Source organism: Pedobacter kyonggii, from assembly GCF_004310665.1.
GTDB classification, from domain to species: Bacteria; Bacteroidota; Bacteroidia; order Sphingobacteriales; family Sphingobacteriaceae; genus Pedobacter; species Pedobacter kyonggii.
Map to the genome: position 1 here is coordinate 28,363 of NZ_SIXF01000015.1, position 24,668 is coordinate 53,030.

Consider the following 24,668-nt stretch of genomic DNA (forward strand, 5'->3'; position numbering starts at 1 on the left):
GTTTTGCCTATCAACAATCTAAGAATTTATATGAAGATCATAACTACATCTGAGTTTGCAAAAGCAACAAAGATAGATAAGCTAGGTGTACCAGGTTTAGCGGGCTTAATGATGGAGATCATGAAACTGAACGACATCAATGACGTATTCGCTCAAAACCAACACTTTAAAGGCTTAGAATTTGTAGACAAGATATTAGAAACCATTGGCGTTTCTATAGAATTTGATGATGATGATTTAAATAGTATTCCGAAAACAGGCCCTTTTATTGCTATTGCAAATCACCCTTATGGTGGTGTAGAAGGTTTGGCTTTAGTTAAACTATTGTGTACGGTTAGGCCTGATGCAAAGGTGATGGTCAATTTCATTTTGAAAAAAATACCAAACCTTGATGAATTTTTTGTTGCGGTAAATCCTTTCGAAAATGTTCAACATTCTTCAAGTATCAGTGGATTAAAAACTACTTTTGATTTGCTTAGAAATGGAACACCAATTGGTATTTTCCCTGCAGGAGAGGTTTCTACCTTTAAGTTGGATGCCCAACAGGTAACCGACAGGATGTGGCATCCTGTTGTTGGAAAACTGATTGCTAAAGCAAAAGTGCCCGTTGTACCTATTTATTTTCACGGCAATAACGGTGTTTTCTTTAACATTTTAAGCTTCATCCACCCTACCCTGCGTACAGCGAAGTTACCTTCGGAGTTTCTAAATAAACATGGCCGCACCATTAAGGTACGCGTTGGCAAACCAATAGCCGTATCTGAAATTTCGCACATGAACAGCAGTAATAAACTGATGGACTTTTTAAGGGCCCGTACGTATGCACTTGGTGTTGGATTAGATACGGAGAAAAAACTCTTTAATCCGTTAAACTTATTTAAGATTAAAAAGAAACCTGCTGAGGTAATTGAAGAAACTTCAAGGCTTTTAATTAAAAATGAGGTTGAACTTCTGGAAGATTTCAGGGTTTGGACAGAGAAAAACTACGAAGTATACATTGTTCCGACGTTAAAAATCCCGAATATTTTAAGAGAAATTGGCCGTTTGCGTGAAATTACTTTCCGCGAGGTTGGTGAAGGAACCAACAAAAAAATTGATCTTGATAATTACGATATTTACTATAACCACTTATTTATATGGGATAAGGATTTAGAAAATATTGTAGGTGCCTACCGGATTGGTAAAGGTGATGAGATTTTAGAAAGCATGGGCCGCCGTGGCTTCTACCTGTCTGAACTGTTTAAAATGAAAGATCAGTTTTACCCAATGTTGAGACAAGGAATCGAGCTGGGCAGATCGTGGATCAGAAAAGAATACCAGGGTAAACCACTTCCATTATTTTTGCTTTGGAAGGGCATTTTAAAATACCTGATCGATAACCCACAGTACCGCTACATGTTCGGGCCGGTGAGTATTAGCAACAACTTCTCTAAATTTAGTAAGGCCCTAATTGTAGATTACATTACCAAAAACCATTTCGATTATGAGATGGCTAAATATGTTAAACCAAGAAACAAATTCAAGGCTGACCTTTTACCAATTTCTACCGATACATTGGTTGATAGTAGTGAATCATTCAAAGATTTAGACAGCATCATCGGAGACATTGAAAATTCGCATATTAAAATCCCCGTATTGTTGAGGCAGTATATGAACCTGAATGCGAAGATAATCTCATTCAATATCGATCCTAAATTTTCTGATTGTTTAGATGGCTTCTTAGTGGTTGATACACATAATATTCCACCAGAAATGCTCGAAAAACTCGGTAAGAATCTATAAATTAATTCAATAAAAAAACCCAGACATCCATCTGGGTTTTTTATTATCAACTAACCTAAACTTTATAAATACTAACCAAATATTTATGCCACAAAAGTAAGTCTGCCTTGTTAAATTGGTATTAATGAAATGTTATTTATAGAATTCGTTTATGAATATGAAAGAATGTTTCTAAACAGATTACTTTCTACACCTAAGCATTTTTCAATCTCTCTGAACCGCCTTTAATGTTAACACTACGTTAAGCAGCACTAAAATTGTTCACATAAAGAAATTGTTGCTTTTATGTTAATAATAAGTAAATTTAATGTAACCAAATATAGAGCGGTTTGAAAAGAGGGATTTACACATATATTTTGAGGACCATTTTGTTCGTTTGCCTGATGATGAATACCATTATCTCGAAAGGACAGAACTATTCTTTCGATTTTTATAATGGGACTTTCAACTTTAGTATCGATTCTTCAGTCGTTTTTCCAATACCAAAAACAGCAACTACATCAGCCGTTTCAAACTTTTATAACCGCATCTCTTCTGGCCAATACGCACCTCTTATCTCATCTTTAGAAAAATACCAGAAAAAATATCATTTAAACGACTGGATTTATTATCAACTGATCCGCAAAACAGCCGAACAGATTAGTCCGAAAGCAGATAATTATTTTGGCTATACTTTATACAAATGGTTTTTACTGAGTAAATGCGGGTACGATGCAAGGTTAGCTGTGGGCAATGATCAGGTTATCTTTTATGTAAGAAACGAGGAGGATATTAGCGATATTCCGTTTTTTATGATTGACGATAAAAAGTTTATGTGCCTAAATTACCACGATTATGGCAAACTGTTTAAACAGGCGGATGCTTACAAGCCCGTTAAGATTTCAATTCCAGAGGCTAAAAATCCTTTCTCCTATAAGGTTACCCGAATGCCCGATTTTAAACCCGAAAGTTACCAGCAAAAAGATATCGAATTTAGTTACCGTCAAAAAATCCATCATTTTAAGCTAAAAGTTAATGAGGATGTACAAACCATTTTCAAAAATTATCCGGTAGTAGATTTTGAGAGTTATTTTAATATTCCTTTGAGCCGGGAAACCTACAGCTCTCTTATTCCCACCTTGAAAGAAAACCTGAAAGGCATGGATCAGAAAAAAGGTGTCGATTACCTGATGAGATTTACCCGTTATGGTTTTTTATATGAAGATGACGGTGAAAATTTCGGCAAGGAAAAACGTTTCTCGCCTGAACAAACATTATTAAGTACCCACAGCGATTGCGATGACCGGGCGGCACTATTTTTCTATTTGGTTAAGGAAATATACAACCTGCCGATGATTGCCTTGCTATACCCTAAACATTTAACTATTGCTGTTCAGTTTGACAAACCGGTTGGTGAACCGATTACTTATAAAGGTAAAAAGTATTCGTACTGCGAGCCTACACCCCAGGCTCAGAATCTAAAAATCGGACAACTTTCTTCAAATTTCAAGAACAGTAAATATGAAGTGGTTTATGCATACGAGCCTACTAAGAAATAAGCCTTCATATTAAATTAATGTTAAAAAATCGTTATTTTATCAATAACAGGTTGATTCATTAGCTATTTAAGGTAATTTAGATTTCTCATATTGAGTTAAATCTAAAACCTTGTCTATGTCTGCTATTATCTATACCGTTTTAAAGGAATTTTTTGTTGAGGTGAACGGTCACGCTATAAAGGCTAGAATTATGTCGCCGATTAATGATGACAAAGTTTTCGTTTTCAAGATCAGTTCATTTTACAAAAGTAAAACTGATTCTGATGCTTATGAACCGGCATCAACATTTACTTCTTACGCAAATGCGGAACGGCATTTACTTCAATACCTGGAAGGTTTCCAGAATACACTGGATCTGGGCGGCGACATCGCACCAGGAAATAGTTTTTAAATATTTTCTTTATCGTCTTTTTCAGGCGGAAGTTCTGATTGAATGATCTCTTCTTCAAACGCCTTCTTATCCTTTTGGTTTCTTTTAATCAGGTAAGCAATTAAAATGATGACCAGAACTGCAACGCCGATTAATATTGGATAGTTCATATTCGTTCGATTAAATTCTAACCTATGTGATTTAACCTAAGTTATGAGAAATATTTTACATGTTAAGCACCAAGCCAAGTGTTAACATAATCATAATATTAATTTAACTTTCTGTTTTTTTATCTTTGGAGAAATCCCATAAGCTCTAAATGAAAAAGAATAAATCCAAGTCGAAAAATCATTCGACAAGCAAAAAATTACGGAAAGAATTAGAATCGAAATTAGCCCTTGCATTTAACGAACTTGTTACCCAGTATGGCAAAGCAAAAAAAACCGATAAAGTAATCGAAAAATTTGCAAAGCAATTAACTAAAAAAGTTACTTTCATTACTCAAGATGATTCTATAACGCCATATATCAAAGAAGAAAAAGTTGCTCCTGCAGCTCCAAAGGCAAAAACGGTTAAACCTGCTGCAGAAAAGAAAGCAAAAGCAGAGGTTAAAGAGACAGTATAAAAATACTGTTATAAAATAAAGCGGGTGTTCTCCGTTATGATGAGCACCCACTTTATTTCTTTTAAAGAATAATCAAACTCATCAGCTAACCAATAGGCTTAAAAGAATTATTACTGAACGTCAATATTTTTCGTTGCCCTTACTGGTATTGTATACTTGCCACCAGAAATGGCAAATTGTAACTGATAATTACCAGAAGCAGGGAATATCCTATTCCTAGAGTTGTTTCAGTTGTACCCCCCTATCGTTTCGTCATATACGATACCATTTATACCACAGCCCTCCAACAGTAAATTTATGCCTTACGCAATATCACCGTTATGGCCTCGCTTAATAGACAACGTATTGGAGAGGTATCTGGCTTTTCTTTAAAATTTAATGATTAACAGCTGTAAAATAAATGGAGAAAGTAGAAGATAAAATCGCTCCTGTAGACCTTGACTTAGCCCTTACAAAAACTTTCGAGTCATATTCATCTAAGTAGTCATTTGCTTCTACAAGAACTTTTTTACTTCCGTTCATCTGCGTGCCTTTAATGGTTCCATAAGGATATACTAAAAACTGCTTTTCAGTTACAGGATAGTTAGACATGTCTGCAACTTCCCATTCCCAATATATATCGCTATCCAAGATTGAAGCATTATTTCTAGTAAAAGAAATGTCATATGCAAACTTCCAGACACCATTCTCCATGTGACCATTAGGATTGTATGAAGTACCGTAAGCGTGAGCAAAGCCACAGTCAGTTCCAAATAGAATCGTTTCTACTTTATTAACTGAATTTATTGTAATTGGTAATGGGGGAACATCTGGAGGTACTACATAAATCCCATATCTAGTGGAGGAGTAACTTATACGATTTATATTTTGATTATCTAAATATTCAAACCTCAGAATTAATTTACCATATTGCTTATTCGCTGGCAATGATGCATCCAAATCAGCTAAAGTGGCCTGATTAGAACTATAGTCTGAAGATGTAATATTTTTTGTCAGTAAGAGTACACTTGATGGATCATCAGGAATATTTGAATCACTACTTTGATTTTCTGTGTAATATAGTTTGATTATACAATTACCAGAAACAAATCCTCCATTGGAATTAGCACCTCTCAGTACTGAGACAAGAATTTTAAAAGGAGTCGGTGCATTTATATTTGGTACTTTAAGAGACGTTCCTTGCAAATAGTTCTGTCCAATTTGAAATGACTGTAATGTTACCTGAGCATACGAACCTGTAGCTATTACCATAATAGCTAACAAAATGAATATCTGTTTTTTCATATTATTTCTCATATGTGGCTTTATATTCATTTGCAGTATCGTACTCAGATTGAACATCTGCTAAACTTTTATGATACCAACCATATACAACAAATTCTTTGTTCTTTTCATTGTATACAATTTGATCCTTTGGCGCAGTGGTAGTTATAGAAACAAACTGTAGTAGTTTTGAAAACTCAATTTCTGATACTTCCGTTGTTTTAGTAACAGGTTCGATTTTGACTTCATCTTTTTTACAACCCGTTAGGGAGGAGATTGATAAAACTGCAACTATTGCAATTTTAAGAACATAGGTATTTAGATTTTTCATAACTAAAAATACATACAATAGGTTAAATAAAAATTAACTATGAATGAAGTTTAAGAATAAATAAGCCAATGAACATCAAATAAAAATACATTACATAAAAACAAAATAGCAATTAATTATACTCGAAATAATATTAACAAAAAAGGGTATTTGCCTTAACGGCAAACACCCTTTTCAAAAATTCTTATAAAGGATAAGTATTCTTATATCTTATAAATTAGCTAACAAATCTAAACCATCAACAGTTGACCATTTTCCTTTTGTTAAAGAAGCACCTGTAGCAGTTGTTGATACTGACCAGTTTGCACCGAAACTAGCTGCGTTCACAGTAAACGCACCACCAGAATTTTGCGAAAGAAATAATACTGGCGTATTCGTTACTTTTACATTATTCAATTTAATCTTACCACCAACAACTTGCTCAGTATATGTAGCCAAATCGCGAATTTGAACTGCCGATCCGAAACCAGATTCAACTGAAGCGTAACCATCAATAACAATATTACTAAAATCACCATTACCGTGTGATTTAAATTGTATAGCATCATACTGCTTTTCCGAGTTTGATTCTGTAGTTGTACCAGCTGCTCTTTTAAGGGTAATGTTCGTAGCTTTAGGCCAAAATGCATTATTTACACCTTTGGCTTCAATTTCCATTCCGTAGTTAGCAATGCCTGTTTGATAAGCAAACCAATTGGTATTATCCTGGCCTCTCCAGCCATCTTGCCAATCGAATGAATCATCGGTATTGCCATAAGAGATTAAATTTTTAGCACTTACAGTACCACCGTAAAATTCAAAACCATCATCGTTTCCTTTGTATGATACTAAGTTTTCTAAAACTGTACCTGATCCTACAGAATAAAATGAAAATCCGTTGTGCTCTCTTGTGTTATTATTAAATACCAAACCAGCATATTCAACTCTTACGTATTTTAACGAACCACCATTGTGTGCGGCATTAGTACCACCATAGCTTAAATCTTGGCCATCTTCTGATTTTGCTGTTTGAGTACCCGTAGCCGTTGCAGAATTTACTATTGGTGCATCACCATACATGATAATACCAGCCCATTGTCCGCCCAATTTGGTTTTAGCTGTAAAAACGATTGGCTCATCTGCTGTACCATTAGCGATTAATTTACCACCATTTAAAACTACTAATCCATCTTCGCCATCAGCTTGATCTGCAGTAAAGGTACTACCTGGTTCTATTGTTAAGGTAACACCAGATTGAATTTTCACTAGCCCTTTTAAAGTATAATTACCAAAAGCTAAAGTTCTGTTAGCTGTAATATTTCCGGTGATTTCACCTTGAACAGGCACCTTTATTATTGGTTGATCATCATCATCTTTTGAACAGCCCGTAAAAATTGTAGCTGAAACAGCAATTGCATAAAGTAATTTTTTCATTTTAATTCTTTTTTATAATATATTTTAGTTTTCCTTGAATGTAAATTTACCACCTCAATGTTTTCAATACATTAACCCAACTTTAAGCTTACATCAATCATGGGTTAACAAATCGTAAACAACTAGAGGTTAAAATGTATAGCCTAAACCTAGTGATACACCAACTCCTCTTTTATAATCTTTAACAGTTAAATCGTTTTCGTATATCTTTATGATACTTTCTTCGCCTAATTCTATTCTATATGTCGGATTCAGGATATTCTCTACCCCAAGTTTTAAATCCCACTTACCAGAAAGTTTATTATTCCAGATAAAATCCAACTTACCAAAAGGCTTTTCATAGTAATTATCCAATCCATTTGTACCTACTGCATAAATACGCTCGCCATAAATATTGTAAGCCAATGTCATTGTACTTTTCCATTTTTTAGTAAAGTCTGATTCGTGTTTGATATCTGCATTGATCAACCAAGGAGAAGCACCTTGTAACTTACGGGTATTATCATTACCGATGGCGGCGGTCTCTACACTGTTCTTAGCCACATCAATGGTAGTCTTAGTATACATTAATGAAGTGTTGAAGCCAACCGAGAAGTTCGAAAGCGATTCGTTTATTCTTGATAACTGCAACAAGAATTCAATTTCAGCTCCATAAAGCACTGCCTTTTTTGAATTGTTATAGGTAATTTGTAAACCACCACTACCTGCAGTCTGTAGAAATAAACGTTCGATCGGGTTTTCTAAATACTTGGCAAATGCTGTAATGGCAAACATTTCTTTACTAGTTGGGAACAACTCATACTTCGCATCGAAATTATAATTATTACTATTCACGATATTTGGGTTACCGCTTTCTATGGTTGCGTCAGGATTAACAAATTCTAACGGAAATGCCTCCATGATTACAGGCTTTGTTATTGTTTTTGAAGCAGATAGTCTAAAATTCGAATTCTCTGTTATACTATATTTCAAGTTAGCTGCTGGCAAAATATTGAAATTATTTTTAGTAGATCTTTGGAATGGTTCATCAAAACTACCCGGATTTCTAAATCTTGTTAAGCGCTGAGACTGCTCGAACCTTGCTCCCGCATTTAGGTTTAATCTGTCATTAAATCTAAATGCTAAATCAACATAACCAGCATTTACACTTTCTTGCATTGTAGCTGCGTATGTAGCATTACTACCTTCTCTATAAGTAAAGTTACCCTGAGCAATTTCGTTCACCAAGGTTTGATCAGGTTCATTTGTATCAAAACTTGTTGTATTAGATGCTAGATTTTGTGACACTACGAATCTGGAGTTAGATGCTACTTTGTTAAACGAACCGTTATAACCGACACTCAGCTTATGTGCTTTTGTTAAGTCTTCGTTCCCAAATTTAAAGTTGTACTCTAACATGCCCGACCCAAAGAAGTCCCCATCAAAATCCATATATTGTCTATATATACTGTTACCAGAATAATTTACTGATGTAGTGTTCTCATCAATAAGAGATCCTCTGAAAGATTTTCTGTCTGGCAATTGATATTTTGTCTTTGAATAGGAAATACCAGCTTTTATACTATGCGCATCATCTTCAGTTATTTTATAATTCGCAAAAGTTTGCCCGGTATAAAAATCAGTTTTTTGTAACTGATTTAACCTTATAAAGGTATTGTTAACCGTAGCTTGGCTATTGGTATAACCCAATTGATCTTGAATCAAGTTTTCAGTCCCTTTTAAGTAAAAGGCATTAAAACTTAAACTTAATCTTTTGGTAACGTAGTTTAAGGCTCCGAGTATAGATGAATTAGTAGAAAACCTATTGGTTGTTGTGTACAGGTTATTATCATAAATACCTTGTGCGGTATTAAAAAAACGATCTACACCTTCTCTTATTTGAAAATTATTATCTGTATTAATAGAGATTAAATACTGGAAAGACCTTTGGTTTTCAAGATTGAATTTTTGTGTATGTAAAATACCAACGCTTGTATTTAAAGGAGCCTTGCCATTATCAACATCGAAACCAGAACCAAATTGCGAAAGTGCTTCATTAGACGACATGGTATAAGCAGACGGGGCCTTTCCAAAAACTTTAGGCAAAGCTCTTCCATCACCATTAAAACCTAAATAACTACCAAAGGATGTAGCATCTTCTGCCCTCAAGAATTTCTTAAAAGTACTGTTCGAGATAAAGCTTGTTCCAATATTAATTTTAGTTACTGCTTTTTCGCCCTTAGCGGTTACAATATTGAATGTTCCGCCAGCGAAATCGCCGTATAAACCTGAGTTGAATGTTTTGTAGGTTTCTAAAACGCTGACAATATCAGTTGGAAAAAGATCTAAAGGAATAATCTTTTTGAAAGGATTGTTAGAAGGTACCGCTAAACCGTTTATTAATAAGTTATTATACCTGTCTTCTAAGCCTCTTACAAATAAACCTCTGCCGTCTACCTTAGTAATACCGGTAATTTTTGTCAATCCTTCTTCAACATCGCTTACGCCTTTTCTAGAGAGTTCCTGGATTCCGATACCTTGTTTAATCTCGATAGCATTCTTTTGCAATGACAGCAAAGCAGTTTCGCTTTCTCTACCAGCTACACCCTTTACTTGTACATCAGCTAATTTTTGAGAATTTGATTCTTCAAGTGTCAGGTTTAAGGTAGTTGTACCTCCACCATTTACTTCAACAGCTGGTACTTCCTTTGTAGCATAACCTACGTAAGATGCTTCTATTACAAATTTACCATCTTGTAATGCAGCGATAGTATATTTGCCATCAGCACCTGTAGAAGTACCTTTAGTTGTACCTTTAATTTTAACCGTTACCCCAATTAAGGTCTCACCCGTTTTTTTATCGGTAACTGTTCCAGAAATTTTCCCTGTCTGCGCATACGCAAGTATGCTGATCGTTAAAGCGAACACCGTGAGTGCCGTTCTTTTAAAAGAGTTTAGTAAATCCAATTTGCCTTTATTTAATAAGGACAAAAGTATTACCACAGTGTTAACTACATGTTAGGTGTTAATTAACATTCTTTTACCTTAAAGTTAACTAAACGTTAAGTGCCTTCAGGATCAATAACGAATACCCACTTTCTTGCAAATAAAGTGCAATAACCAGATCGGACCTATTAACAAGAACTTAACATCATCCAGAAATGACGGTTTCTTTCCTTCAATTTTATGCCCAATAAACTGACCAATCCAGGACGCAACAAATATAGCGGCATAAATAGCGTAGGCAGTTCCACTACCTAAGCCTACCGCTTGCTCAATTTTTACGATGATGTAACTCATTAAACCTACTACCCAAATCATTAAAAAAAACAATACTGGTGAAAGCGTAAAGTAATAATACAAGCTAAAGGCCAATAGAAAAGATGCCCAGTTAAAGAAACCATTATAGTTACCTAAAAAACCGATATGCGGAAAAGGGATCTGCCAGATCAAACCCAGTAAGCTGAATACAATTAAAGGAACACAGATCCAGTGCACCAGCTTGTTTGTTGGATTTTGGTGACTTTCGGCATACTTATCAAAAAGCACATCTACTGGCCGCTTTGGTTCGATCGTTATGGTTCTCTTGCTCATTATGTAAAAATAAAAAAAAGCGATGGAATATCCATCGCTTAATGTTTTGTTTAATTCATTCGCCCAGGTTTGTGTCTTCACAAACCTTTTCTACATTTCGTTTCGTGAGGACACGAACCGAGGCTAGCGTAATCGTCATGCTGAATTCAGTTCAGCATCTTTTCTATTACTAAGATCCTGAAACAAGTTCAGGATGATGATTCGGTGGGCGAATTGCCTTCTTTATTTTGCAAATGCTACAGAACGGGTTTCTCTGATTACGGTAACCTTAATCTGACCAGGATAAGTCATTTCGGTTTGAATACGTGTAGAAATATCTGCAGCTAAAAGTTCTGCCTGTGCATCGGTAATGCGTTCACTTTCTACAATTACGCGCAGTTCTCTACCAGCCTGAATTGCAAACGTTTTTTCTACACCAGGGTAAGATAAAGCCAGTTCTTCTAAATCTTTAAGGCGTTTAATATAACTTTCTACCACCTCACGACGTGCACCTGGACGAGCACCAGAAATCGCATCACAAGCCTGCACAATTGGAGAGATCATTGAAGTCATCTCAATTTCATCGTGGTGGGCGCCAATAGCATTACAAATTTCAGGGTGCTCTTTATATTTTTCGGCCAGTTGCATACCTAAAATTGCGTGTGGCAATTCAGGATTATCATCAGGTACTTTACCTATATCATGTAATAAACCTGCACGTTTGGCCATTTTAGCATTTAAGCCTAATTCGGCAGCCATCGTTGCACAGAAATTCGCTACCTCACGGGAGTGATGTAAAAGGTTTTGTCCGTAAGATGAACGGTAACGCATACGGCCAACCATACGGATCAACTCGGGGTGCAAACCATGGATACCCAAATCGATTACTGTACGCTCACCAATCTCTACAATTTCGTCTTCGATCTGTTTTTTGGTTTTCGCTACAATTTCCTCAATACGAGCTGGGTGGATACGACCATCTGTTACCAAACGGTGTAAAGCCAAACGGGCAATTTCCCTTCTTACCGGATCGAAACCTGACAAAATAATTGCCTCTGGTGTATCATCCACAATAATCTCAATACCGGTAGCGGCTTCTAAAGCGCGGATATTTCTACCTTCTCTACCAATAACGCGGCCTTTAATCTCATCGCTTTCGATATGAAAAATAGAAACCGAATTTTCAATTGCAGCTTCGGTAGCGGTACGCTGAATGGTTTGGATGACTACTTTTTTAGCTTCTTTGCTCGCTGTTAACTTTGCTTCATCAACAATATCCTTCACCTGCATCATTGCCTGTGTACGGGCCTCTTGTTTCAGATTTTCTACCAATTGCTCTTTAGCTTCTTCGGCAGATAGACCAGCAATGGTTTCTAATTGTTTTAGGTGTTGGTTTTTAAGCACTTCAACTTCTTCTTGCTTTTTAACCGCAATTTCGGTTTGCTTTTCTAAAACGCTTTTTTGCTTATCGAGTTCTTGTTCTTTTTTATTAAAATTTTCCATACGCTGATTTACCGATTGCTCTTTCTGCTTCATGGTATTTTCGCGTTGGTTAATGTTGTTGTTTTTGGCATTCACTTCTTGCTCATGCTCAGCTTTCATTTGCAAAAACTTTTCTTTTGCTTCTAAAAGTTTATTCTTTTTTAAGATCTCTGCATTGTTTTCTGCATCTTTTAAAATCTTTTTCACTTTGTTCTGTGCGGCAACTTCCTGCTGTTTAAGCAAGTTACGCAGGAGGAATCTTCCTACCACCACTCCGATAGCTATACCCGCTATTACGGCAAATACGTATCCTAATATTTCAACTATTTCCATTTTGTTTTTTAAGTAAAAAAAAACCGCAACTAATTTTTAAAGTCTCATACATTTTAAACCTCAACTAAGCATAATTAGGGTTTAAGCCATTTTCAGGTGCCATAGCAGATGAAATACGCCCTCTTAACCCTATAGATATTGAAGTGTTAAGTTTTATAAAATTTGAAACTCAAAAACTAGCTGCGGCTATGTTTTTATGCTAATATTAGCGTCGTCATCCTAATCCGATAGCTATCGGATTTATTTTAGGATCTTATTAAATAGGCTCTGAAACAAGTTCAGAGTGACGAATCGCCGAAAGAACGAACCTTATTTTGAAAAGAAATTACTGAGTAAAACATCCAATTCTTCAACTTTATCGGCAACAGCAGTATCCTGGCTTTGTACTTTGTTTTCTGTTCTTAATACAGCTGTTGCATAGTGCAATACTGCCATAGAAAGAAGATCCTGCTTATCTCTAACCGCATAATTATCCTGATAATCTTTTATGCGCTCGTTGATCATTTTTGCTGCCCGTCTCACAATTTCTTCCTCTTCCATATTCACCTTTAGTGGATAAATACGGTCGGAAATGGTTATTTTAATCGAGATTTCTCCCATTTGTTTAGCTTAGTTTCTGATTTCTCTGCATCATTATTTTTTTAATAATGCAATACTCTTATCAATCTCCCGCACAAAATCGTTAATTTTTTGTTTAATGTCAAGCGACTTCTCACTTGCCCCCTCTATACTTTTAGCCAATTTTGTAACCCTTAATTTTTCATCAAGTTCTACATTTTTGCCTTTCGCTGTATCGAGCGCTACTTTTAACGATTGATTTTCAAGCTTTAATAAATCATTTTCTTCCTGTAGCGCATTACATAGCTCCAATACCTGAGCCGTTTTTTGTAATACCTTATCTAATTGATCTGCAACAGAAGTCATGAATTTATTTCTAAAAATACGAATTTATATTTTATTTCCTAATTTCTGCTCCAGCTTGTGCTGTTAAATTCGCGATTAGTTTTTGCATCGTATTTTCGATCTGCTTATCGGTTAAGGTTTGTTCCTCATCCTGCAAAATGAAATTCAGGGCGTACGATTTTTTACCCTCCGGTAATTTGTCACCTACATATACATCAAACACACCAACCTCTTTGATCAGCTTTTTATCGGTTTTGAAAGCAATGCCTTTTAAGGTATCGAAAGTTACCGCCTGATCGATCAATAAAGATAAATCTCTACGTACTTGCGGGTACTTAGAAACTTCTTTGTTCACGATTTTATTTTTCCTTACAATATCCAACAAAGCTGCCCAATCAAAATCGGCATAAAAAACCTCAGCGTTTACATCTGCTACTTTACGGTCGGCTTTTGAAACGGCGCCGAAACTTACCAGGGTTTTATCTCCACGGAAATATTTAATTCCGTAAGCAAAGTTTTCATCGTTTAAGGTATCGGTTTGATAGCTTGCAATACCCAAACGGCTTATAATGGCATCAACTGCCGATTTTAAGTTATAAAAGGTAATCGATTTAGCATTGTGGTTCCATTGCTCGCTCTGTTTAGCACCCGAGATCAACAATAATAACCTTGAGCGCTCTACATACTGCTCATTAATTAAATGATAGGTTTTACCGAATTCATAAAACTTCACATCAGCATTTTTACGGTTCTGGTTGTAAGCTACACTCTCTAATGCAGGCATCAATAAATGCTGACGCATTACATTTAAATCGCTGCTTAAGGGATTTAAAATAAATACGGCTTCGTCTAAATTTTTCGAATAGGCCGATTTAGTTAACGAGTTGCACATAATTTCTGCATAACCGTTTGAGGTAAGCATATCTGCAATTACGTTATGCGTATTTTCTTTCTCAGGCTTAATGCTGTAAGAAAGCGATGCATTTACCTTTGAAGGGATTTCTATATTGTTATAACCGTAAATACGCAATACCTCTTCTGTAATATCACATTCGCGGGTTACATCAACTTTAAACGACGGTACTCTTAAAGCCAAAGTATCTTCAGAGGTATTGGTTGCCGCAATACCTAAAGCAGTAATAATGTGTTTAATTTCGGCCGATGGAATATTTGCACCAATTAATTTATTGATGTTGGTATAACTTACTTCAAACTCGAAAGGCTTGATATGACTTGGATAAATATCGGATACTGATGAAGAGATTTCCCCGCCAGCCAGTTCTTTAATTAATAACGCTGCATATTTTAAAGCCGTAACCGTAATCTCCGGATCGGTACCACGCTCGTAGCGGAAAGAGGCATCAGTTTTTAATCCGTGCCTTTTTGAAGTTTTACGAACAGAAACCGAATTAAAGTAAGCACTTTCTAAGAAAATATTTTTGGTATTGGCATCAACACCAGAAGATTTTCCACCAAAAACACCTGCGATACACATTGGCGTTTCGGCATTGCAGATCATTAAATCATCTGCACCCAACTTACGTTCTACATCATCAAGGGTTACAAAAGGCGTTCCTTCTGCAACTTTTTTCACGATTACTTTTCCACCGGTAATTTTATCGGCATCGAAAGCATGTAAAGGCTGACCTAAACCATGAAGGATATAATTGGTAATATCAACCACATTATTGATCGGACGTAAACCAATTACCTTTAATTTATCTTTTAACCACTCTGGCGATTCTTTTACGGTAACCCCAGAAAGTGTTAGGCTGCTATAACGCGGACAAGCGGCTAAATCTTCTACCTCTACCGGAATTACCAGGTTTTCGTTATCTGTTTTAAAAGCTGAAAGATCAGGTATTTCATATTCACTTCTGAAATAAGCGGCCAAATCTCTCGCCACACCTAAGTGAGAAGCCGCATCAGCACGGTTTGGTGTTAATCCGATTTCGAAAACAAAATCATCATCCATTTTGAAATGGTCTTTAGCACGGATCCCGATTTCAGTATCATCAGCAAGGATCATAATCCCATCATGCGATTTACCCAAACCAATTTCATCTTCAGCACAGATCATCCCTTGAGAAAGTTCTCCCCTGATTTTTGATTCTTTGATTTTAAAAGGTTCGCCCTCTAAAGGATATACCGTAGTACCCACTGTAGCTACTACTACTTTTTGGCCAGCACCTACATTTGGAGCACCACAAACAATCTGAAGGTTTTCTTTACCACCCACGTTTACCGTAGTAATGCGCAAACGATCGGCATTGGGATGCTGAACACAGGTTAATACTTCGCCGATAACCAAGCCTTCTAAACCGCCCACAACAGGCTGCACTTTTTCTACACTTTCTACTTCTAAACCAACATTGGTAAGAATTAACGAAAGCTCTTGAGGTGTTTTATCGATCTGTACGAATTGTTTTAACCAGTTATATGATATTTTCATTTGGAGTATCAGGTAATGAGTATCAGGTATCAAGACAAATCTCGACTGATACTCTATTTCTATAAAACGCAAAGATATTATTTAAAGGTCAAAGGAGAAAGTTAAATTATCGGGATTTGAGATTCCAGACATGAGATTTGAGACTTACGGGCGCTAAAATTTTGGTTCAAGAACATAATAAAAATGATTAATGGCCAATATTTAAATTAGATAGAATTACTGCACATGCTCCTGCTCCTATTACCAGCATTATAACAGATGCAATAACCAGTTTAAGGCCGGGTTTAACTGGTTGATTTTTCGCAGCTTTCACGATGATCTGAATGATGCCTATTACAAACAACAATGCGACAACTACCCAATATACAATAAAAAGTTCCATAGCCGTACCCGATATTAACTGTTAAAGAGCAATACCGCACAGGCACCAAAACCAATCACCATCATAATTACTGAAATAATAAGCAATTTTAACCCAAACTTTACAGGTTCTTTCCTTGATGATTTGATAATAATCTGAATAATCCCCACAACAAAGAGTACAACAGCGGTAAGACAATAAACAATAAATAATCCGAATAAACCTTCCATGTTAGTTCATATTTAATTTTTCCCTGATCAGATCTATTTTGTTGTCGCGGTAAAAAATATTCATGGTTTCGAAGGGTACCATTTTATATTTATCGCTCACAATGTGCACGCATGACTTTTTAACAGCACGTACATCAAAATCCAGCGGATCCATAAAATTCATGATGATAATCCGAAATAAATTATCGTAACTTAAACTATCTGATTTTACCCTTGGCAGGCAACACATTAATTCGCCAAAGGTATCTTCCGCACAATCTACCGAAACACCCGTACTAAACAAATTCAGCATGTGTTCTTTCAATTTTTCATCGTGTTCGAAAACGATAGTATTTTTTGAATTGTTGAGTAAATCTTCCGGATTGATCAGGTGTGTCATCGGCATTACCTCATCGCCGATCTTTAATGCATAAGCCATACACAATGCATCGGGGTTGCATGGCACAGGAATTAAATCTTGTGGGGTAAAGGTTGGGTATTGCTCATAAATTTTTCTGCGCACCTCAGTTAGGGTGATTCTTCCCTGTTGATCATTATAATCATCATTTCTTCCGGCAACCTGAGTAGGCTGGAAAGTAACACCGCGAACACATTTCTGTTTAAGTGCATAATCTAAAATATCGCCAATTTCATGATCGTTAAGGCCATTTTGCAAAGTAACCACCAAAGTAGTAGATACATTAAACTGATTGAGGTGATCGATGGCTTTTCTTCTTACTTCGGTAAGGTCTTCTCCCCTTAGCTTGGTTAATACTTCGGCGCTGAAACTATCAAACTGCAGGTAGATTTCAAAATCGGGCATATAGCTTGCTAATTTCTCTACAAAGCCAATATCTTTTGCAATCCTGATGCCATTCGTATTCACCATTAAGTGTTTAATGGGCTTTGTTTTGGCAAGGTCTAAAATCTTAAAAAAATCGGGATGTACGGTTGGTTCTCCTCCCGAAAGTTGAACCACATCGGGTTCACCCTCATTAGCCACCACAACATCCATCATCCGTTCTATTTCTTCCAGCGTACGGTGCCTGCCATAACTTGGCGACGACATGGCATAACATGTTGGACAGGCAAGGTTGCAACGATCAGTAACCTCTATTACGGTTAAACACGAATGCTGTTCATGATCGGTACACAGGCCGCAATCGTAAGGGCAGCCATAATGCACTTTGGTATTAAACTTAAGCGGCATTTCCGACTGTTTATTGTAATTCCTGATCTGTTTGTAATATTCTACATCATCAGCAATCATTACTTTGCTATCGCCATGCGTTCTGCAGTTTTTCAGCATAAATACCTTGGCATCCTGAAAAACAATTTTCGCATCGCAAAGCTGTAAACATTCGGGGCAAAGACTTTTAGTATAATCGTAGTATATATAATCTCTGGTATTGGCCATAATGTTTACTGTTTATGTAAAATCTGTTTCGAAATTCTGATGATGAATCTATAATAATAAATAAAAATAAACAATGCAGACCAATGAATGCTGCTTAAATTTAAAAATAATGAATGGTAAGGCTTTATAAATTCTACCCAAAAACGGAACAGGAAATACAATACCATAAATAATTTAAAACGGTCTCCATTGATCAATATCTTATTTTTCAAGCAACTGAACAAAAAAATCAGAAGTATGAGGTAAACCATTTCGTATAGCATGATGGGATGCCGCAATACACCATCGCCCAAATCCATACCAGTAAAAAAATGGGTAGGGATGCCGTAGGTTGGCTCGTCGATCCCCATGGAAAAGCAACCGATACGGCCAATAATAAGGGCAACCAAAATCGGGATAACATAGATATCTCCGGAGGCGGTAGTCACACCTATTATCTTTTTTATCAATTCAACACCGAACAAACCACCAAGCAAACCGCCAACAATGGTTTTACTTTGATAAAGAACTGAAAAACTAAGGTGGTGGAGTACTTCGGGCGTTTCGAGCACAGCAATTACACGCGAGCCAATTAATGCCCCAAGCATGGCGCCCAGCATAATCCACAGCCTGTTTTCATCAGATATCGGGTCTTTAATTCCTTTTTTATAGAAATAATACAACCTAACACCAATTATAAATGCCAGTGTTTCGAAAATATAGTGATAATGGTATTGGTTACCAAAAAGCTCGAATTGAAAGGGAAACAGAGATTTTAACAGCATTTATTAAAACCAAAGCCTGCAAAAAACAGGTAAATGATCAGAATAATACCTTTTATCCTTACTGTCAGTCAATACGGCAAATTTCTGCACTTTAAAACCTTTGTTTACAAAAATGTAATCGATCCTGTTTTTGAGGTCGCTGTTAAAATCAAAAGCATTAAAAGTACCTGTCGGGCCATATGGAGGCTCTACAGAAATATCTTTTGCATCGATCAGAAAAGATTTTATGGTAGCAATAGCTTCTGTTTCCGGCGTTACGTTTAAGTCACCTGTAAAAACAACCGGTAACGATGGTGCAATCTGCTGTATTTTGCGTTTAAGCAATTTAGCTGATTCGATCCTCGCCCGAACCCCAATATGATCGTAATGTGTGTTAAAAACGATAAACTCTTTTTTATTCTGCTTATCGTACAACTTAACCCAGCTGCATATCCGGTTAAGTGCGGCATCCCAACCTTTTGATGGAACATCTGGTGTTTCTGACAGCCAAAAAGTTCCGCCATCCTTTTTAGTGAACCTGTTTTTATCAAAATAAACGGCAGAAAATTCGCCTTTTCTTTTACCATCCTCACGACCAACACCCACTACATCGAAATTGGAATTCTCCAGAAGCGCATCAAACTGTTCTGGTAAGGCTTCCTGTACGCAAAGAATATCAGCATCATGAAATTTCACCAGGGCTTTAACATTATCTTTCCGGTTAGGCCAGGCATTAACACCATCAGATGCTACATTTAAACGGATATTGTAAGTAATAATATTAATAGGGACTGCCGTTTTTTGCGCAAATGCCATAACGGTTAACAAAAGAAAAACAGGGATGATTTTTAAAGTATTCATAAATATATTTACACAATTTAATTAACGCTGGTTAACCAGTAATATTTAATTTTAAGCCGCTATTATACTAATTTAACGTTAATTGTACTTTAACAACCCAATATCTTTTAAATTAAATCTTCATCTCGATAACTTTAGTAACGGTTATTGGCAAAAATCAGGTGATCTACCATACAGACTAAGCAAATTTCCTGAAGCAACCATATTTCTGGTCAAGTTATCGTCGCTCTCACTGGGTTTTAAACTTCCTGAAGGATGGTTATGTGCCAATACAATATTTGCGGCATTGTTTTCCAAAGCTGTTTTAAAAATAATTTTCGGATCGGCTACCGTACCCGCCTGCCCGCCTTTACTGATCAAAAATTTACCTATTACCCGGTTAGATCTGTTTAGGAGTAATATCCAGAACTCTTCGTGATTGAGATTAGCGAAAGTTTGATGTAAATATTTATAAACATCGTTAGAAGTAGTAACATGGGTAATGGCCTCTTCAGCAGTTTCCTTTCACCGCAAACCAAGCTCTAAAGCGGCAATTATAGTTAATGCTTTGGCTTCTCCAATACCTCTAAACCTGGAAAGATCCAGAATAGAAGCTTTCCCAGTTTTGTTAAACTGTTATCGTAAAACGACAAAATCCTTTTACTTAAATCCACAGCGGTTTCATTTTTACTTCCCGAGCCAATTAAAATAGCAATCAGTTCGGCATCTGTTAAATGTCTTCGGCCGTGTAATAAAAGTTTTTCACGGGGGCGATCTTCTTCAGCCCATAACTTTATACCTAGTTTCTGTTCGTAGTTTTCCATTTTTTTAAGACAAAAAAAAGGCATCCTAACTTTTGGTTAGGATGCCTTTACTAATATCGTAAAAAAATTGGCTTATTTTAAACCGTTAACGAATTTCGTTAATTTTGATTTGTTATTAGCCGCTTTGTTTTTGTGGATAATATTCTTTTTAGCTAAACGATCTAACATAGAGATTACTTTAGGCAATAAATCAGATGCAGATTTTTTATCTTCTGCAGCACGTAATCTTTTAATAAAGGTACGTGTAGTTTTTGCCTGATATCTGTTACGTAAACGTTTTGTTGCGTTTGCTCTAATTCTTTTTAATGAAGATTTATGATTTGCCATTTCTATTTAGCCTTTTATTTTTCTTATTCGTTTCCTATAATTCGGGTTGCAAATATAGGATTAATGTTTTTAAATTACAAAACACTTTCAACTTTTTTTTCATTTAAATTGAACCCTATTTCCGAACTGCAAAAATACGTTAAAATTATTCATTATAAATACTTTAACTTAATTCAATAAAATTTCCTTTCGATTAAGAAAACAGGCTTAAAAATACTATTTTTGGGCAAAACGATTTTTGAGTGAAAAAACGAATAGCCATCTTTGCATCAGGTTCTGGCTCCAATGCCCAAAAACTGATGGAGCATTTTAAACGGAGTAATGAAATAGAAATATCTTTGGTATTAACCAACAATGCCGATGCCTATGTATTACAGCGGGCTGATAATTTCGAAATCCCCACTCATATTTTCGACAAAAACGAGTTCTATAAAACCGAGGAAGTAATAGACCTGCTCAAAAATCTTGAAATCGATTTTGTTGTGCTTGCGGGTTTTCTCTGGCTAATCCCTAAAAACCTGATCCATGCTTACCCAGGCAGAATTGTAAATATCCATCCGGCGATCCTTCCAAAATTTGGCGGTAAAGGCATGTATGGAGACCATGTACACAATGCCGTTATGGCCGCCGGCGAAACTGAAGGCGGAATAACCATTCATTATGTTAATGAAAACTATGATGAAGGAGAGTATATTTATCAGGCCAGGTACCGAATAGACAAAAACGATAACCTGGAAATGGTAAAGTTTAAAGGTCAGCAGCTCGAGCACCAACATTACCCACGTATTGTAGAAACCATTGTAAAAAAGATCAGTAAATAAACTGCAAAGTAAAACTGGTTAATAAGGCTATTTAATTGGGCTTTAGAACAGCTTACCTGACAAATGAATATACCTTATTATATATAGTGGAATAAAATTTAATATTGATAGGTAAATCTCATTAAAAAACAATCCTGTTTTACTACCTTTGCGGCTCAAAATTTTCAGTAGAATGAGTCAATCCATTAAAATCAAAAACGCTTTAATCTCAGTATATTATAAAGATGGTTTGGAGCCATTGGTAAAATTGTTGGCCGCGCAAGGGGTACAATTATTTTCGACCGGTGGTACAGAACAATTCATCAAAGATTTAAACCTTCCGGTTACGGCGGTCGAAGATTTAACAGGCTATCCATCTATTTTAGGCGGACGTGTTAAAACCCTACACCCGAAAGTATTTGGTGGAATTTTAAACCGTAGAGCATTAGCTGGCGACCAGGAGCAGATTGCTGAATATGAAATCCCAGAGATTGACCTGGTTATTGTTGACTTATATCCATTTGAAGAAACTGTAAAAGCAGGCGGAACACCAGAAGAAATTATTGAGAAAATAGACATCGGTGGTATTTCCTTAATCCGTGCAGCCGCGAAAAACTTCAACGATGTGGTAATTATCGCATCGAAAAACGACTATCCTACTTTACAGGCCCAATTAGAAGCGCAAAATGGTGAAACTACTTTAGCACAACGTAAATCGTTTGCTAAAACAGCGTTTCACACGTCTTCGCACTACGATACTGCAATTTTTAATTACTTCAATACAGAAGAACCGCTTGATGTTTTCAAACAAAGTGTAACAGAAGCTAAAACGTTGCGGTATGGCGAAAACCCTCATCAAGGTGGTGTATTTTATGGCGATTTAGATGCCATGTTTACCAAATTGAACGGTAAAGAACTTTCTTATAACAATTTGGTTGATGTAGATGCAGCCGTTGCTTTAATCGACGAATTTGAAGATCCAACTTTTGCAATCTTAAAACATACAAACGCTTGCGGTATTGCTTCCCGTCCTACTGTTAAACAAGCCTGGACTGATGCATTGGCCTGCGATCCGGTTTCTGCTTTTGGTGGTGTATTGATTACCAATGTTGCGGTAGACTTAGAAACGGCTCAGGAAATCAACCATCTTTTCTTTGAAGTATTAATTGCACCTTCTTACCAAGCAGAAGCGATTGATTTATTCAGCAAAAAGAAAAACCGCGTTATTTTACAACGTAACGAGATTGAGTTGAGCAAAAAACAATTTAAAACCTTATTAAACGGTGTAATTGAGCAGGATAAAGACTTAATTATCGAAGGCCCTGAGCAAATGACAACCGTAACCGATAAAGCACCAACTGAACAAGAGTTAAAAGATTTGTTCTTTGCCAACAAAATTGTAAAACATACTAAATCGAACACCATTGTTTTGGTTAAGGATGATGTTTTAATTGCAAGTGGCGTTGGTCAAACTTCGCGTGTTGATGCCTTGAGACAAGCGATTGAAAAAGCAGCGGCTTTCGGGTTCAGTATTAAAGGTGCGGCAATGGCATCTGATGCTTTCTTTCCTTTCCCTGATTGTGTTGAAATTGCTGCCCAAGCCGGAATTACAGCTGTGCTGCAACCAGGCGGATCGATTAAAGATGCTGATTCTGTAGCGAAAGCAAACGAAAAAGGTATTGCAATGGTAACCACTGGGATAAGACACTTTAAACACTAGAAAGGTAGAAGGTTGAGGGTTAAAGGCTGAAGGTTTTGTCTGCCGCCTGCACAAATGCACCATGCGGGTGAAACTTTGAGTGGCCTCCCCCTTTGGAGGGGGCAGAAATTTGAAAAGCAGGCCCCAGGTAACCTAACCCGACTGCAGTAGTTCCGATTTTTTCATCGGATTCAACGGATAGTAAGACTGCTTTAACCCAAGAATTATAGGTTTTTGTTTTCTGAACATTTTAATTGCCTTAAAAACAATTTAATAACTGAAGAAAATAAAACTTAAAACAATAAAAAAGCTATTTTTACATTAGGAATAGTATAGATTTGATAAAATAAAGAAAACATACCTTATACATGGGATTATTTAACTGGTTTACGCAAGAAGTTGCCATCGATTTAGGCACTGCGAATACCCTGATTATACATAACGACAAAGTAGTTGTAGATGAGCCATCTATTGTTGCTTTCGATCGTACTACAAACAAAGTCATTGCTATAGGTCGTCAGGCAATGCAAATGGAGGGTAAAACCCACGATAATATTAAAACCGTTCGCCCGTTAAAAGATGGTGTAATTGCCGATTTCAACGCTGCTGAAGCGATGATTAAAGGCATGATCCGTATGCTTAATGGCGGTAAAGGATGGATGTTCCCATCTTTACGTATGGTAATCTGTATTCCATCTGGTATTACCGAAGTAGAAAAACGTGCAGTACGCGATTCAGCTGAAATTGCCGGGGCAAAAGAGGTATACCTAATTCATGAGCCGATGGCAGCAGCCGTAGGTATCGGGATTGATGTGGAAGAGCCAATGGGTAACATGATTATCGATATAGGTGGGGGTACAACAGAAATTGCGGTTATCGCTTTATCAGGTATCGTGTGCGATCAATCTATCCGCGTTGCAGGAGATAACTTCGACTCTGATATTGTAAACTACATCCGCCGTCAGCACAACATTATGATTGGTGACCGTACTGCTGAAAAAATTAAAATTGAAGTTGGTGCAGCTTTACCTGAACTTCAGGATGCCCCTGCCGATTTTGCAGTTCAAGGTCGCGATTTAATGACTGGTGTACCAAAGCAGATCACGGTTTCTTATACCGAAATTGCACACTGTTTAGATAAATCGATCTCTAAAATTGAAGAAGCAATTTTAAAAGCTTTAGAGATTACCCCTCCAGAGCTTTCGGCAGATATTTACCAAACTGGTATTTATTTAACCGGTGGTGGTGCATTGTTAAGAGGTTTAGATAAGCGTGTAGCTGCTAAAACCAAATTACCTGTTCACGTTGCAGAAGATCCGCTTCGTGCAGTAGTTCGTGGTACCGGCATCGCCCTTAAAAACATTGGCGGATATAAATTCTTAATGCAATAACCTTTAGCTTGGG

General features: G+C 36.5%; 25 protein-coding genes. 7 read left to right on the plus strand and 18 right to left on the minus strand.

All coding sequences use genetic code 11. From position 1 onward, the window contains the following. Positions 1-30 precede the first annotated feature (30 nt). From EYS08_RS15350 to EYS08_RS15360, 3 genes are all read left to right on the plus strand, one after another. Entirely contained in the window at positions 31-1,782 is a 1,752-nt protein-coding gene (locus EYS08_RS15350; protein WP_131030864.1) for a lysophospholipid acyltransferase family protein, read from the plus strand. A gap of 383 nt (positions 1,783-2,165) precedes the next feature. Then, the gene (locus EYS08_RS15355; protein ID WP_131030865.1) at positions 2,166-3,320 is read left to right on the plus strand and encodes a hypothetical protein; all 1,155 of its coding nucleotides are present in this window, start codon (positions 2,166-2,168) and stop codon (positions 3,318-3,320) included. Positions 3,321-3,435: 115 nt separating this feature from the next. Beyond that, the gene (locus EYS08_RS15360) at positions 3,436-3,711 is read left to right on the plus strand and encodes a hypothetical protein (RefSeq protein ID WP_131030866.1); all 276 of its coding nucleotides are present in this window, start codon (positions 3,436-3,438) and stop codon (positions 3,709-3,711) included. Here the strand turns inward: EYS08_RS15360 and EYS08_RS25780 are convergent. Further along, entirely contained in the window at positions 3,708-3,860 is a 153-nt protein-coding gene (locus tag EYS08_RS25780; RefSeq protein ID WP_165456476.1) for a hypothetical protein, read from the minus strand. The genes EYS08_RS15360 and EYS08_RS25780 overlap by 4 nt on opposite strands. Before the next feature lie 149 nt (positions 3,861-4,009). On the opposite strand from EYS08_RS25780, the gene EYS08_RS15365 reads away from it, so the two are divergent. After that, positions 4,010-4,315, plus strand: a complete 306-nt coding sequence (locus EYS08_RS15365; RefSeq protein ID WP_131030867.1) for a hypothetical protein — start codon at positions 4,010-4,012, stop codon at positions 4,313-4,315. Between the two features lie 375 nt (positions 4,316-4,690). Here the strand turns inward: EYS08_RS15365 and EYS08_RS15370 are convergent, their stop codons facing one another. The 17 genes from EYS08_RS15370 to rpsT all read right to left on the minus strand — a co-directional run bounded on the left by EYS08_RS15370 (position 4,691) and on the right by rpsT (position 20,765). Further along, positions 4,691-5,599 carry a hypothetical protein gene (locus EYS08_RS15370; protein WP_131030868.1) on the minus strand — a complete coding sequence of 303 codons (909 nt, stop codon included), beginning with the start codon at positions 5,597-5,599 and terminating at the stop codon, positions 4,691-4,693. 1 nt (position 5,600) lies between these two features. Next, entirely contained in the window at positions 5,601-5,909 is a 309-nt protein-coding gene (locus EYS08_RS15375; RefSeq protein ID WP_131030869.1) for a hypothetical protein, read from the minus strand. Positions 5,910-6,119: 210 nt separating this feature from the next. Beyond that, a complete protein-coding gene (locus EYS08_RS15380) occupies positions 6,120-7,322 on the minus strand; it encodes a hypothetical protein (RefSeq protein WP_131030870.1) in 1,203 nt (400 codons plus the stop codon). Positions 7,323-7,451: 129 nt separating this feature from the next. Further along, entirely contained in the window at positions 7,452-10,268 is a 2,817-nt protein-coding gene (locus EYS08_RS15385; RefSeq protein ID WP_165456477.1) for a TonB-dependent receptor, read from the minus strand. A 111-nt stretch (positions 10,269-10,379) separates the two neighbouring features. After that, entirely contained in the window at positions 10,380-10,895 is a 516-nt protein-coding gene (locus tag EYS08_RS15390) for an Mpo1 family 2-hydroxy fatty acid dioxygenase (RefSeq protein WP_131030872.1), read from the minus strand. Between the two features lie 222 nt (positions 10,896-11,117). Beyond that, complete coding sequence (rny, locus tag EYS08_RS15395) at positions 11,118-12,689, minus strand: ribonuclease Y (RefSeq protein WP_131030873.1); 1,572 nt, start codon at positions 12,687-12,689, stop codon at positions 11,118-11,120. A 309-nt stretch (positions 12,690-12,998) separates the two neighbouring features. After that, complete coding sequence (locus tag EYS08_RS15400; protein WP_086545136.1) at positions 12,999-13,289, minus strand: cell division protein ZapA; 291 nt, start codon at positions 13,287-13,289, stop codon at positions 12,999-13,001. Positions 13,290-13,322: 33 nt separating this feature from the next. After that, positions 13,323-13,613, minus strand: a complete 291-nt coding sequence (locus EYS08_RS15405; RefSeq protein WP_131030874.1) for a hypothetical protein — start codon at positions 13,611-13,613, stop codon at positions 13,323-13,325. A gap of 31 nt (positions 13,614-13,644) precedes the next feature. Further along, positions 13,645-16,044, minus strand: a complete 2,400-nt coding sequence (pheT, locus tag EYS08_RS15410; RefSeq protein ID WP_131030875.1) for a phenylalanine--tRNA ligase subunit beta — start codon at positions 16,042-16,044, stop codon at positions 13,645-13,647. A 187-nt stretch (positions 16,045-16,231) separates the two neighbouring features. Then, positions 16,232-16,426, minus strand: a complete 195-nt coding sequence (locus EYS08_RS15415) for a hypothetical protein (RefSeq protein ID WP_131030876.1) — start codon at positions 16,424-16,426, stop codon at positions 16,232-16,234. A 14-nt stretch (positions 16,427-16,440) separates the two neighbouring features. Next, positions 16,441-16,635, minus strand: coding sequence for a hypothetical protein (locus tag EYS08_RS15420; RefSeq protein WP_131030877.1), 195 nt, complete (start codon positions 16,633-16,635; stop codon positions 16,441-16,443). Between the two features lies 1 nt (position 16,636). Then, positions 16,637-18,031 carry a radical SAM protein gene (locus EYS08_RS15425; RefSeq protein WP_131030878.1) on the minus strand — a complete coding sequence of 465 codons (1,395 nt, stop codon included), beginning with the start codon at positions 18,029-18,031 and terminating at the stop codon, positions 16,637-16,639. Positions 18,032-18,036: 5 nt separating this feature from the next. Next, positions 18,037-18,795 (minus strand): prolipoprotein diacylglyceryl transferase, encoded by a 759-nt coding sequence (locus tag EYS08_RS15430; RefSeq protein WP_131030879.1) that lies wholly within the window; start codon positions 18,793-18,795, stop codon positions 18,037-18,039. A gap of 3 nt (positions 18,796-18,798) precedes the next feature. Then, a complete protein-coding gene (locus tag EYS08_RS15435) occupies positions 18,799-19,635 on the minus strand; it encodes an endonuclease/exonuclease/phosphatase family protein (protein ID WP_131030880.1) in 837 nt (278 codons plus the stop codon). 144 nt (positions 19,636-19,779) lie between these two features. Further along, positions 19,780-20,118, minus strand: coding sequence for a JAB domain-containing protein (locus tag EYS08_RS26530; RefSeq protein ID WP_317130085.1), 339 nt, complete (start codon positions 20,116-20,118; stop codon positions 19,780-19,782). Positions 20,119-20,174: 56 nt separating this feature from the next. Further along, positions 20,175-20,438 carry a UPF0758 domain-containing protein gene (locus EYS08_RS26535; RefSeq protein WP_317130084.1) on the minus strand — a complete coding sequence of 88 codons (264 nt, stop codon included), beginning with the start codon at positions 20,436-20,438 and terminating at the stop codon, positions 20,175-20,177. A gap of 72 nt (positions 20,439-20,510) precedes the next feature. Continuing rightward, positions 20,511-20,765 (minus strand): 30S ribosomal protein S20, encoded by a 255-nt coding sequence (rpsT, locus tag EYS08_RS15445; protein WP_029277289.1) that lies wholly within the window; start codon positions 20,763-20,765, stop codon positions 20,511-20,513. Between the two features lie 242 nt (positions 20,766-21,007). Between rpsT and purN the strand changes: the two genes are divergently transcribed. The 3 genes from purN to EYS08_RS15460 all read left to right on the plus strand — a co-directional run bounded on the left by purN (position 21,008) and on the right by EYS08_RS15460 (position 24,655). Next, positions 21,008-21,586, plus strand: a complete 579-nt coding sequence (gene purN, locus EYS08_RS15450) for a phosphoribosylglycinamide formyltransferase (RefSeq protein WP_131030881.1) — start codon at positions 21,008-21,010, stop codon at positions 21,584-21,586. 172 nt (positions 21,587-21,758) lie between these two features. Beyond that, positions 21,759-23,285, plus strand: coding sequence for a bifunctional phosphoribosylaminoimidazolecarboxamide formyltransferase/IMP cyclohydrolase (purH, locus tag EYS08_RS15455; protein ID WP_131030882.1), 1,527 nt, complete (start codon positions 21,759-21,761; stop codon positions 23,283-23,285). Positions 23,286-23,632: 347 nt separating this feature from the next. Beyond that, the gene (locus tag EYS08_RS15460) at positions 23,633-24,655 is read left to right on the plus strand and encodes a rod shape-determining protein (RefSeq protein ID WP_010601761.1); all 1,023 of its coding nucleotides are present in this window, start codon (positions 23,633-23,635) and stop codon (positions 24,653-24,655) included. Positions 24,656-24,668: the final 13 nt, after the last annotated feature.

Bases quoted from the DNA above. Each gene is read 5' to 3' on its own strand.
- EYS08_RS15415 (WP_131030876.1), bottom strand. From the start codon at position 16,426: ATGGAACTTTTTATTGTATATTGGGTAGTTGTCGCATTGTTGTTTGTA.
- EYS08_RS15425 (WP_131030878.1), bottom strand. From the start codon at position 18,031: ATGGCCAATACCAGAGATTATATATACTACGATTATACTAAAAGTCTT.
- EYS08_RS25780 (WP_165456476.1), bottom strand. From the start codon at position 3,860: ATGAACTATCCAATATTAATCGGCGTTGCAGTTCTGGTCATCATTTTA.
- EYS08_RS15370 (WP_131030868.1), bottom strand. From the start codon at position 5,599: ATGAAAAAACAGATATTCATTTTGTTAGCTATTATGGTAATAGCTACA.
- purH (WP_131030882.1), top strand. From the start codon at position 21,759: ATGAGTCAATCCATTAAAATCAAAAACGCTTTAATCTCAGTATATTAT.
- EYS08_RS26535 (WP_317130084.1), bottom strand. From the start codon at position 20,438: ATGGAAAACTACGAACAGAAACTAGGTATAAAGTTATGGGCTGAAGAA.
- EYS08_RS15365 (WP_131030867.1), top strand. From the start codon at position 4,010: ATGAAAAAGAATAAATCCAAGTCGAAAAATCATTCGACAAGCAAAAAA.
- EYS08_RS15380 (WP_131030870.1), bottom strand. From the start codon at position 7,322: ATGAAAAAATTACTTTATGCAATTGCTGTTTCAGCTACAATTTTTACG.
- EYS08_RS15375 (WP_131030869.1), bottom strand. From the start codon at position 5,909: ATGAAAAATCTAAATACCTATGTTCTTAAAATTGCAATAGTTGCAGTT.
- EYS08_RS15350 (WP_131030864.1), top strand. From the start codon at position 31: ATGAAGATCATAACTACATCTGAGTTTGCAAAAGCAACAAAGATAGAT.
- EYS08_RS15460 (WP_010601761.1), top strand. From the start codon at position 23,633: ATGGGATTATTTAACTGGTTTACGCAAGAAGTTGCCATCGATTTAGGC.
- EYS08_RS15355 (WP_131030865.1), top strand. From the start codon at position 2,166: ATGATGAATACCATTATCTCGAAAGGACAGAACTATTCTTTCGATTTT.
- EYS08_RS15430 (WP_131030879.1), bottom strand. From the start codon at position 18,795: ATGCTGTTAAAATCTCTGTTTCCCTTTCAATTCGAGCTTTTTGGTAAC.
- EYS08_RS15405 (WP_131030874.1), bottom strand. From the start codon at position 13,613: ATGACTTCTGTTGCAGATCAATTAGATAAGGTATTACAAAAAACGGCT.
- pheT (WP_131030875.1), bottom strand. From the start codon at position 16,044: ATGAAAATATCATATAACTGGTTAAAACAATTCGTACAGATCGATAAA.
- rny (WP_131030873.1), bottom strand. From the start codon at position 12,689: ATGGAAATAGTTGAAATATTAGGATACGTATTTGCCGTAATAGCGGGT.
- EYS08_RS15420 (WP_131030877.1), bottom strand. From the start codon at position 16,635: ATGGAAGGTTTATTCGGATTATTTATTGTTTATTGTCTTACCGCTGTT.
- EYS08_RS15435 (WP_131030880.1), bottom strand. From the start codon at position 19,635: ATGAATACTTTAAAAATCATCCCTGTTTTTCTTTTGTTAACCGTTATG.
- rpsT (WP_029277289.1), bottom strand. From the start codon at position 20,765: ATGGCAAATCATAAATCTTCATTAAAAAGAATTAGAGCAAACGCAACA.
- EYS08_RS15360 (WP_131030866.1), top strand. From the start codon at position 3,436: ATGTCTGCTATTATCTATACCGTTTTAAAGGAATTTTTTGTTGAGGTG.
- EYS08_RS15390 (WP_131030872.1), bottom strand. From the start codon at position 10,895: ATGAGCAAGAGAACCATAACGATCGAACCAAAGCGGCCAGTAGATGTG.
- EYS08_RS15400 (WP_086545136.1), bottom strand. From the start codon at position 13,289: ATGGGAGAAATCTCGATTAAAATAACCATTTCCGACCGTATTTATCCA.